We start from the raw sequence: 10,691 nt of genomic DNA, 5'->3' as shown, positions 1-10,691 counted from the left end.
CGTTGCTGTTGTCGGATGAGGACGGCTTTCGCCAGGCATTGCAGAGTGTCGTGCAGGAGGTTCTTGAAGCCGAGATGACGGAGGCGATCGGGGCCGAGAAAGGGGAGCGGACGGCGGAGCGGACGAGTTACCGGTCCGGCTATTACGAGCGCAAGCTGGTGACGCGGGTCGGGGTGCTGGAGCTTCGCGTTCCGCAGGATCGGGCTGGCCGGTTCTCGACGGAGTTGTTTGAGCGCTACCAGCGTTCGGAGAAGGCATTGGTGTCGGCGCTGGTCGAGATGTACGTGCAGGGCGTTTCGACCCGCAAGGTGAAGGCGGTGACGGAGGAACTGTGCGGCCACTCTTTCTCGGCCTCGACGGTGAGCGAGGCGACGATGCGGCTGGATGAGGCGCTCAAGGCGTTCTTCACGCAGCGGCTCGAGGAAAGCTATCCGTATCTCATCTTGGACGCGCGCTATGAACGGGCTCGCGAGGCGGGCGTGATCGCCAGCCAGGCGGTGCTGGTGGCGATCGGCGTGGATTGGGAGGGCCGGCGCCAGGTTCTGGGCGTGGAGCTGGCCAACCGGGAGAGCCATTCGAGCTGGCGCGAGTTCGTGACGGGGCTCAAGAATCGCGGGCTCGCCGGCGTCGAGTTCGTCGTCTCCGACGACCATCCGGGGCTCAGGGCGGCAATCCGCGAAGTGCTGCCCGAGGCGGTCTGGCAGCGCTGCTACGTGCACTTCCTCAGAAACGCGCTCGACTACGTGCCGCGCAAGGTCGACGACGATTGCCTGATGGAGCTCAGATGGTTCTACGACCGGCGCGACCTTGCCGAGGTCAAACGCGACCTGGCGCAGTGGATCGCCAAATGGCAGGCCAAATACCCGAAGCTGGTCAACTGGGTGGAAGATAACATCGAGGAGACGCTGAGCTTCTATCGGCTGCCGCTAGCTCACCACAAGCACATGAAGTCGACGAACATGCTGGAGCGGCTGAACCAGGAGATCAAGCGGCGCACCCTGGTCGTTCGCATCTTCCCCAACCCGCGGAGCTGTCTGCGGCTGGTTCGGGCATTGGCGGTGGAGATCCACGAGAACTGGCTCGAGGCGACCCGCTATCTCAACATGGATCATCTGCGCGAGCACAAGAAGGAGAGCCTGAGGGCCTTGGCCGCCTGAGCACCGTCATGTGTCCGCCGCTCCGCTAAACACGGGGGCTGCGCGGCGGACACGCCGACGTCACCGCGATGCCACGCCATTTTGCAGAACTTGACGCACACAACTCCGCAGGAATGAGCGAGACGCTGGGTCTGCCAATCTCCCCCCTTGAGGGGGAGATGTCCGGCAGGACAGAGGGGGGCGCGAAGGATCACTCCGGTCAAAATCACTGTGCCGCGGAACTCGCTTCCGGGGGGACGCGCAGCCACAGCGCTTTTTCGCCGAGGCTGCCAACCATGCCTGCGTGTGCTGCGCGCTCGGCATCGGTCAGGCGCGACGGCAAGGCGATCGGCCGCACACCGATCGAAATATCGATGTCGTCGACATTCTGCCTGCCGCCCGCCGGAGTCAGGATGCTGTCGAGGATAAGGCTTGCCTGCTTGCCGCCGATGAGCTCGATATAGACCTCGGCCAGCAATTCCGAATCGAGCAGCGCGCCGTGCTTGGTGCGGCGGCCGTTGTCGATGCCGTAGCGGCGGCAGAGCGCGTCGAGCGAATTGGGGCCCATCGGATGCTTGCGGCGCGCCAGCGCCAGCGTGTCGACGATCCGTCCCGGATCGATGGCCGGATGGCCAAGCCGGCTGAATTCGAGATTGAGGAAGCCGATGTCGAAGCCGGCATTGTGCGCGACCAGTTTGGCGCCGTCGATGAAGGCCAGAAACTCCTCGGCGATCTCCATGAAAGTCGGCTTGCCCTGAAGATCGGCGGCGCTGATGCCGTGCACGGCCTGCGCCTCGTGATGGATCTGGCGGCCTTGCGGGTTGATGTATTTGTGGAAGGTTCGGCCGGTCGGGAAGCGGTTGACCAGCTCGACGCCGCCAAGCTCGATGACGCGGTCCTCGCGCGTGTCGAGGCCGGTGGTTTCCGTATCGAAGATGATCTCACGCATCGAATCAGTCCACTGGTGCCGGCATCATTCTAGCCGAATCACACCAGGAACAAAATGGCAACAAGTAATGCGGGTCTGCAAGCCTCTTAACCAGGCCTGGCTGCCTTATCCACGACTAGTTCGGCGATGATGGCCTTGACGGCCGCGCGAGTGGCGTCAAAGCCCTGACCGGTGTCGATGACAAAGTCGGCGCGCCGGCGCTTTTCGGTGTCGGGAACCTGCCTGGCCAGGATCGACGCCAGTTTCTCCTCGTTCATGCCCGGCCGCGCCAGCACGCGGGCGCGCTGGACTTCGGGCGGCGCGGTGACGACCACGACCTTGTCGACGCGGTTGCGGCCGCCGGTCTCGAACAGCAGCGGTATATCGAGCACGGCAAGCGGCGCGCCGGCGGCACGATGTTCAGCCAGGAAGGCATCGGCGTCGGCACGGACCAGCGGATGGATGATCGCTTCCAGCCGTTTCAGCGCGGCGGCGTCGCCGAGCACCCGCTCCGCCAGTGCCGCGCGGTCGACCGCACCGGATCGGGTGGTGCCGGGAAAGGCCGCCTCGACCAAGGGCGCGGCCTTGCCGGCATAAAGGCGATGCACAGCCTCGTCGGAATCATGGACCGGCACGCCGGCCTCGGCGAACATCTTGGCCGCGGTCGATTTGCCCATGCCGATCGATCCGGTGAGGCCTAGCACGATCATTTTATCGCGCCGATATCGGCAATAATTATTTGCCGCAGTTCGGCGGTGACTTCTGGCCTGATGCCGAACCACCGCTCGAAGCCGGGCACCGCCTGGTGCAGCAGCATGCCGAGCCCATCGACGGTTCTCAGGCCGCGCGCTTTGGCGGTAGCAAGCAGCGGCGTCTCCAGCGGCACGTAGACGATGTCGGTGACGATGGCGCGGTCCGGCAGTCTGCCTGGATCCGCGGACAGGCCTTCATTGCCATGCATGCCGAGCGCTGTCGTGTTGACCAGCAGGCCGGCATCTTCGAGCAATTCGCCGGTCGCCGCGAGGTTGTGGGCGGAAACGCCGGCACCGAAGCGGTCGCGCAGCTCCTGCGCCCTCGCAAGCGTCCGGTTGACGATGCGGATGTCGCTGACGCCGCGCTGCTTCAGCGCATGGATGACCGCGCGAGCGGCGCCGCCGGCACCGAGCACCACGGCGGGGCCGTTGGCCGCCCAGCCCGGTGCATATTCGTCCAGATTGGCGGCAAAGCCATGGGCATCGGTGTTGCCGCCGCACAATTCGCCATTCTCGAACCACAGCGTATTGACCGCACCGATCTGTTCGGCGTCGGCGTCGCGTCGCGCCGCCAGTGCGAAGGCGGCTTCCTTGTGCGGGATGGTGACGTTGCCGCCGCGATAGCCTTGTGCCTGCAGCGCCTGCAGGAATTCGGCAAAGGCCTCCGGTTCAAGGTCGATGGCCTCGTAGACGCCGTCGATGCCGTATTTCGCCAGCCAGTGGCCGTGGATCTTCGGAGACCTGGAATGCGCGATCGGGTGGCCGGTGACGAAGGCTTTTTTTGGGGCCTCAGCCATCGATCGCCCCGAACTCACGCAGCTTGGCCAGCACCGGCAAAAGTGGCAAGCCGACAATAGTAAAATAGTCGCCTTCGATTTTTTCGAACAGCTGGATGCCTTCGCCTTCGATCTGGTAAGCGCCGACGCTGGACAACGCCTTGGCGCCGACGCGCGCCAGATGGCGGCCGATGAAGGCCGGATCGAGCTTGCGCATGGTCAGGCTGGCGATGCCGACATGCCGCCACAGAACCTGGCCGTCACGGCCGAGCACGACGGCGCTGTTGAGGTGATGCGTCTTGCCCGACAGCGCCAGCAGATGACGGCGCGCTCCTTCCATGTCGGCCGGCTTGTGGAACAGCTCGTCGCCGAGCGACAGCGTCTGGTCGCAGCCGAGCACCAGGGCGCCGGGCTTGCGCTCACTGACGTCGGTGGCCTTGGCTTCGGCGAGCACCAGGGCGACGTCCTCCGGCGACACGCCAGTGTTCTGCAGCGGCGCCTCGAGCGCGCGCTCATCGACAGAGGCCGGAACCGCTTCGACAGTGACGCCGGCATTGACGAGCAGCGCCTTGCGGAACGGGCTGCCCGAGGCAAGGATGATTTTTTCAGCCATTTTTTTCGCCCGTTTGCTGGCGTCACTAGGGTGCGTCGAGATTCAGGTCGGGCCGCGCCGAAAATGGTGGCTTCCGAGAACCGGAGCGGAGCGTACATTTCGTACGTGAGCACCGGAAGCGCAGGAAACCGCCGTTTGCAGGCCGGCATCACCTGAATATCACACGCCCTAGCGCGTCTTGCCGCGCAGGGCAACGATGGCCGCCGCCGTCTCCTCGATCGAACGGCGGCTGACGTCGATCATCGGCCAGCCGTGCCGCGTGCATATCTGGCGGGCATAGGCGAGCTCTTCGGCGATCGCGGCGCGGTCGACATAGTCGGTCGGTTCGTAGGCGCTGGTGCCGAGAATGCGGTTCTGCCGGACCTGCGAGATCCGTTCGGCGGTGGCGACCAGGCCGACGATCAGCGGCCTCGTGGCATTGACCAGGCTTTCGGGCACCGGAACGCCGAGCACGATCGGGATGTTGGCGGTCTTGATGCCGCGATTGGCGAGATAGATGCTGGTCGGCGTCTTCGAGGTGCGGGAGATGCCGACGAGCACGATGTCGGCATCATCCATATTGGCCGGCAGCTGGCCATCGTCATGCTCCATGGTGAAGTTGAGCGCGTCGATGCGGCGGAAATATTCGGCGTCCAGCACATGCTGGGCACCGACGCGGCGGCCGGCCGGCGTGCCGAGATAGGACTGGAACACCGTCAGCACCGGTTCCAGCACCGAGACGCAAGGCAGGCCCATGGCCGCGCAGCGTTCGTCGATGCCGCGGGCAAGCTTCTGGTCGACCACCGTATAGAGGATGATGCCCGGCTCCTCCTCGATATCCTCGAACACCTTCGTCACCTGCTTTTCGGTGCGGATGAGCGGGTAGATATGTTCGATGGCGCGCGCGTCCTTGTATTGCGCGGAAGCCGCGCGGCCGGCGGCCAGCAGCGTTTCGCCGGTGGCGTCGGAAATCAGGTGAAGGTGAAAGAAGCTCTGCGGTTTGTTCACAGGATACATTCCAGGCTGTGGGCCGATGTGGATAAGCCGGGCGGGAAACTCGGCCACCGCAAAGCGACTGTATCAGATGGCGGTTTGTCCACAATTCGATGTGCTGTCGGCTTCTCCGGGCGGTTGGGGACAAGTCCGGGGACGGAGCTTTTTGCCTTCGCTTCATCCACAGGGGCAATTTCCCTGGCCTGGCGGCAACGCATTGACTCCAGTCGTAAATTCCCGACTTTCCACAAAGTCCTGCAATCCCGTTGGAGAAGCGCGCGACAATATGCTGGCTGGTCTTTTCGAGGGCAAAGCGGGACAGGAGATAACCACCACAACCAACAGACTCTTAGAATCATAAGATTCCTAAAAATAGAATATTTAATTATAGGGAAGCCTGGAAAGGCGAGCGCTCAATGCCTCAAGACCGGATCGTGCTGGACGTGTTGAGAGGCAAGGCGGCGTTTCCGCCACCGCTCTGGATGATGCGCCAGGCCGGCCGCTATCTGCCGGAATACCGGGAGACGAGGAGACGGGCCGGATCCTTCCTCGATCTTTGCTACGACCCGGATCTCGCCGTCGAAGTGACGCTGCAGCCGATCGAACGCTTCGGCTTCGATGCATCGATCCTGTTTTCCGATATTCTTGTCGTGCCGCATGCGCTCGGCCGCGACGTGCGCTTCGAGGAAGGACGCGGCCCGCTGCTGACGCCGATCACGGCTGCGGAAATTGCGGCTCTCGACGGCGAAACGTTTCACGTGAATCTCGAGCCGGTCTACGAGACGGTGCGGCGGTTGCGCGCCAGACTGCCTGATGAAACGACGCTGATCGGCTTCTGCGGTGCGCCCTGGACGGTGGCGACCTACATGATTGCCGGCCACGGTACGCCCGACCAGGCGCCGGCCAGGCTGTTCGGCTATCGCGAGCCGGCGGCCTTTCTTAGGCTGCTGAAGGTGCTCGCCGATCATTCGGCTGCCTATCTGATCCGCCAGATCGAGACCGGCGCCGACGTGGTGCAGATCTTCGATTCGTGGTCAGGCGTGCTCGACGAAGCGTCTTTCGAATTGTTCTGCGTCGAGCCGGTGGCCTCGATCGTCCGGCAAGTGAAGGCTGCCCATCCCAATGTTCCGGTCATCGGCTTTCCCAAGGGCGCGGGAGATCACTATCGAAGCTATCGCCAGAAGACCGGCGTGACCGGGCTGGGCCTCGACTGGACCGTGCCGTTGTCGAGCGCGAAGGAATTGCAGCGTGACGGCGCCGTGCAGGGCAATCTCGATCCGCTGAGGCTTGTAGCCGGCGACAAGGCGCTTGCCGACGGCGTGGGGGCGATCCTGAAGGCGCTGGGCGACGGACCACTGATCTTCAACCTCGGCCACGGCATCACGCCGGAGACGCCGCTGGCGCATGTCGAGCAGATGGTGAAACTGGTGCGGAGCGCATCGTGACGATGATGGGCGCGGACAATGCGAACAGCACCAACAGCGGTCGAGGGGCGATGCGCCGCGCGGCAATTGCGATCGCCATCTTCCTGGTGCTGGCCGGGCTGCTGTTTTTCTTCGGGCCCGATGATTTCTATCCCTGGGCGAAGGCGATCCATGTGATTGCCGTCATCTCCTGGATGGCTGGCATGCTCTATCTGCCGCGCTTGCTGGTCTATCATGCCGATGCCGAAAAAGGCTCCGTCCAGTCGGAGACTTTCAAGGTGATGGAGCGCCGCCTGCTGCGCGGCATCATCAATCCGGCAATGGTGATCACCTGGGCATTCGGCCTGTGGCTCGCCTGGAAAGGCTTTGGTTTTCAAGGCGGCTGGCTGCATGCCAAGATCGCTGCGGTGGTTGGCCTGTCGGCCGTGCATGGCTATCTCGCCGGCGCCGTCCGGACATTTGCCGAAGACCGCAATGAAAAATCGGCAAGGCACTGGCGGATCGTCAACGAGATCCCTACATTGCTGATGATCGTCATCGTCGTTCTGGTAATCGTGAAACCGTTCTGACGTCTTCGGTTGCCCGCAAAAGGCGGCTTGCTCTTTCAACCGACCGACGATAAAAGACGGGTCTTCCTTCCCGTCATGCGCCGCCCATTTATCGCTTCGGCCGCGCCCGGCATTTGTCGCATCCCTCCGATATTTTTCCCAAAGCTTACTCAGAGTCCGTCTAATGATGCAAGAAATGAAACTCACAGAGTTCAAGAACAAGAAACCGCCAGAGCTGATCGCTTATGCGGAATCGCTCGAGGTCGAGAACGCCAGCGTCATGCGCAAGCAGGAGCTGATGTTCGCGATCCTGAAAAGGCTGGCGACCCAGGATATCGAGATCATCGGCGACGGCGTCGTCGAAGTGCTGCAGGACGGTTTTGGTTTCCTGCGCTCTGCCAATGCCAATTATCTGCCGGGTCCCGACGACATCTATATTTCACCGTCGCAGATCCGGCGGTTCTCGCTGAAGACCGGCGATACGGTCGAAGGGCCGATCCGCAGCCCGAAAGAGGGCGAGCGCTATTTCGCGCTGCTCAAGGTCAACACGATCAATTTCGACGACCCGGAAAAAATCCGCCACAAGATCCATTTCGACAATCTGACGCCGCTTTATCCGACCTCGCGGCTGAAGATGGAGATGGAGGTTCCGACCTCGAAGGACATTTCGGCGCGCGTCATCGACCTGGTGGCGCCGCTCGGCAAGGGCCAGCGCGCGTTGATCGTGGCGCAGCCGCGCACCGGCAAGACGGTGCTGCTGCAGAACATCGCCCATTCGATCACCACCAACCATCCGGAATGCTATTTGATCGTGCTTCTGATCGACGAGCGGCCGGAGGAAGTCACCGACATGCAGCGCTCGGTGAAGGGCGAGGTGGTGTCCTCGACCTTCGACGAGCCGGCGGTGCGCCACGTCCAGGTTGCCGAAATGGTCATCGAGAAGGCCAAGCGCCTGGTCGAGCACGGCCGTGACGTCGTCATCCTGCTGGATTCGATCACCCGCCTCGGCCGCGCCTACAACACCGTCGTGCCGTCATCCGGCAAGGTGCTGACCGGTGGTGTCGACGCCAACGCGCTGCAGCGGCCGAAGCGCTTCTTCGGTGCTGCCCGCAACATCGAGGAAGGCGGCTCGCTGACCATCATCGCCACGGCGCTGATCGATACCGGCAGCCGCATGGACGAGGTCATCTTCGAAGAGTTCAAGGGCACCGGCAATTCGGAAATCGTGCTCGACCGCAAGGTGGCGGACAAGCGCATCTATCCGGCCATGGACATCCTCAAATCCGGCACCCGCAAGGAGGACCTGCTGGTTCCGCGCCAGGACCTGCAGAAGATCTTCGTGCTGCGCCGCATCCTGGCGCCGATGGGAACGACCGACGCCATCGAGTTCCTTATCGACAAGCTCAAGCAGACCAAGACCAACGCGGATTTCTTCGATTCGATGAATACGTAAAGGGGGCAAGGCGCTGTCCCGCCGGCGTTCCGGTTCTGTGCACCTCGACCTATCGACGGCGCAACTGCCGCTCGAGTTCCTCAGCGTCGGTTATCACCGGCAGGCAGACCTGCCCCGTGCAGAGCCAGGCGCCGGGCTCGGTCGTTGGCTGCAGGACGCCGCCTGGCAAGGCCGGCAGATTTGTCACCGAGCCAACAGGCACGACGACGTCCACCCGGCGCGGGTCTGGATTTCGATTCGCAACCGGAACAAGCCTTAGAGTCTCCGGTCTATCCACGATCACCAGCTTCAGCGGTTCAAGCGCCAAGGCACAGGCATTGACTATACCCGCCTGGCCATAGCCCTGGTGCTCCGCCCGCCCGCCCGCGTGCTCTGCGACTGTCCAGGCTTTTTCCCAGAGATCGACATCGCCCGAAAGCGACGACAATCGGACCAGAGCCTCGATGATCTGGCCGGTAGCGGAAGGAATGGCTTCGTCGACATCGCCGCGGATGCGGATGGGCACATCCGCGCTGTCGGACGCGGTCAGATAGTAGCCGGTCTTGTCGCTGTCCCGGTGCCAAAGATCGAGTTGCTCAATGAAGTTCCCGGCGCGATCGATATAGCCGGGATTGCCGGTCGCCTCGAACAGTGAGATGGCGGCGTTGGCCATGGCGGCATAGTCGCTCGACAGAGCCGGAAACAGCTTCTTTGCGCCGAGCATCGAATGCGGCAGGCGGCCGTCACGTCCGGCAGCCGCAATTGCGCCAAAGGCCGTTGCCGCCGCTTCGATCCAGTCGGATCGGCCAAGCGACCGTCCGGCCTCGGCAAGGGCTGCGATCATCAAGCCGTTCCAGTCGGTCAGGGCCTTGCCGTCACGCCCGGGCCGCACGCGCTGTTCCCTCGCTGCCAGCAGCCTTTGCTTGAGCGGAACCAGAAGGTCACGATCGATGACGCTCTGCGCCTGTTGAGCATCAGTCTGGCAAATGATCGGCTTGCCTTCCCAACCATGCGGGTCGGCAAGCGTGAAGTATTTGAAAAACAATGCTGAATCGTCGCCAAGGGCTGCTTCTAGCTCATCCCTGCTCCAGGTGTAGAACAACCCCTCCTCGCCCTCGCTATCGGCATCAAGGCTGGCGGCGAAGGCATCGCCCTCGACTCGCATTTCGCGCAACAGCCAGGCAATGGTCTCTTCGATTCGCAGCCGGAACAATTCCTCGCCGGTTGACGCATAGGCCCAATTGCACAAGCGGATGAGCTGGGCATTGTCGTAGAGCATTTTTTCGAAATGCGGGACCAGCCATTCGGCGTCGGTCGAGTAGCGGCTGAGTCCGCCGCCAATATGGTCATAGATGCCGCCGGCCAGCATCTTTTCGAGGCTGAGGAGAACGGCGTCGCGGTGGGATGCGGTGCCGTCGCGCAGCCAGGACAGCCAGAGGCTCTGCATGAACGGCGCGTTGGGGAATTTCGGCGCGCCGCGCAGACCGCCCAAATCGCGGTCGATCATGCCGTCAATGCCATTGGCGAGGTTCGCCAGCATGCCGCGGTCGAGCACGGCCTTGCCATGGCTGCCCGCCAGCCGCGTCTCGACATGCGTGGTCAGGCCGTCGGCACTCTGGTTAACGCTTTCTTTCTTCTCCCGCCAAGCCTTGTCAACCGCCTCCAGCACCTGGACGAAACCCGGCCGGCCGTAGCGGGCTTCGCGCGGAAAGTAAGTGCCGCCCCAGAACGGCTTGCCCTCCGGCGTCAGGAACATGGTCAGCGGCCAGCCGCCCTGCTCGCCCATCGAGGACAGCGCCGCCATGTAGATCTGGTCGATGTCGGGGCGCTCCTCGCGGTCGACCTTGATATTGACGAAGAGACGGTTCATGACGGCGGCGACGTCGTCGTTCTCGAAGCTCTCATGCGCCATGACGTGGCACCAATGGCACGCGGCGTAGCCGACAGAGAGCAGGATCGGACGCTGCAGCACCTTTGCTTCGGCCAGAGCGGCGGGCGACCATGGCCGCCAGTGCACGGGATTGCCGCTGTGCTGCTGCAGATAGGGGCTGGCCTCTTCGGCAAGCAGGTTTTGTGCAGGCAATGTCACGGCACTACTCGATGCGGATTG

At 63.1% G+C, this 10,691-nt stretch carries 10 protein-coding genes; 4 read left to right on the top strand and 6 right to left on the bottom strand.

The window, feature by feature from the left end:
• The first annotated feature begins 2 nt into the window (after window positions 1-2).
• On the top strand, window positions 3-1,157 hold the full coding sequence (locus tag NKI08_RS15155; protein WP_352770452.1) for an IS256 family transposase: 1,155 nt from the start codon (window positions 3-5) through the stop codon (window positions 1,155-1,157).
• A 205-nt stretch (window positions 1,158-1,362) separates the two neighbouring features.
• On the opposite strand, the gene dnaQ is transcribed toward NKI08_RS15155, so the two are convergent.
• From dnaQ to NKI08_RS15130, 5 genes are all read right to left on the bottom strand, one after another.
• Complete coding sequence (dnaQ, locus tag NKI08_RS15150; protein WP_352770450.1) at window positions 1,363-2,085, bottom strand: DNA polymerase III subunit epsilon; 723 nt, start codon at window positions 2,083-2,085, stop codon at window positions 1,363-1,365.
• An 86-nt stretch (window positions 2,086-2,171) separates the two neighbouring features.
• Window positions 2,172-2,774: a dephospho-CoA kinase gene (coaE, locus tag NKI08_RS15145; protein WP_352473995.1), complete on the bottom strand. Its 603-nt coding sequence runs from the start codon at window positions 2,772-2,774 to the stop codon at window positions 2,172-2,174.
• Window positions 2,771-3,613, bottom strand: a complete 843-nt coding sequence (locus NKI08_RS15140) for a shikimate dehydrogenase (protein ID WP_352770448.1) — start codon at window positions 3,611-3,613, stop codon at window positions 2,771-2,773. The genes coaE and NKI08_RS15140 overlap by 4 nt, the downstream gene beginning before the upstream one ends.
• Window positions 3,606-4,205: a Maf-like protein gene (locus NKI08_RS15135; protein ID WP_352473997.1), complete on the bottom strand. Its 600-nt coding sequence runs from the start codon at window positions 4,203-4,205 to the stop codon at window positions 3,606-3,608. Before NKI08_RS15135 ends, NKI08_RS15140 begins: the two co-directional genes overlap by 8 nt.
• A 168-nt stretch (window positions 4,206-4,373) precedes the next feature.
• Window positions 4,374-5,192, bottom strand: coding sequence for a pyruvate, water dikinase regulatory protein (locus NKI08_RS15130; protein ID WP_254817949.1), 819 nt, complete (start codon window positions 5,190-5,192; stop codon window positions 4,374-4,376).
• 401 nt (window positions 5,193-5,593) lie between these two features.
• Here NKI08_RS15130 and hemE point away from each other — a divergent pair, with 401 nt between their 5' ends.
• From hemE to rho, 3 genes are all read left to right on the top strand, one after another.
• Complete coding sequence (gene hemE, locus NKI08_RS15125) at window positions 5,594-6,622, top strand: uroporphyrinogen decarboxylase (RefSeq protein WP_352770447.1); 1,029 nt, start codon at window positions 5,594-5,596, stop codon at window positions 6,620-6,622.
• A 5-nt stretch (window positions 6,623-6,627) separates the two neighbouring features.
• Window positions 6,628-7,170 carry a protoporphyrinogen oxidase HemJ gene (gene hemJ / locus NKI08_RS15120; RefSeq protein ID WP_352614786.1) on the top strand — a complete coding sequence of 181 codons (543 nt, stop codon included), beginning with the start codon at window positions 6,628-6,630 and terminating at the stop codon, window positions 7,168-7,170.
• A 166-nt stretch (window positions 7,171-7,336) separates the two neighbouring features.
• Entirely contained in the window at window positions 7,337-8,602 is a 1,266-nt protein-coding gene (gene rho, locus NKI08_RS15115) for a transcription termination factor Rho (RefSeq protein ID WP_023675925.1), read from the top strand.
• 49 nt (window positions 8,603-8,651) lie between these two features.
• On the opposite strand, the gene NKI08_RS15110 is transcribed toward rho, so the two are convergent.
• Entirely contained in the window at window positions 8,652-10,670 is a 2,019-nt protein-coding gene (locus NKI08_RS15110; protein WP_352770446.1) for a thioredoxin domain-containing protein, read from the bottom strand.
• Between the last annotated feature and the right edge of the window lie 21 nt (window positions 10,671-10,691).

Origin of the sequence: Mesorhizobium sp. M0768, from assembly GCF_040320195.1 — a bacterium.
Classification (GTDB): Bacteria; Pseudomonadota; Alphaproteobacteria; order Rhizobiales; family Rhizobiaceae; genus Mesorhizobium.
Note: the sequence above shows the minus strand (reverse complement) of the source record. Positions and strands in the feature narration are given on the sequence as shown.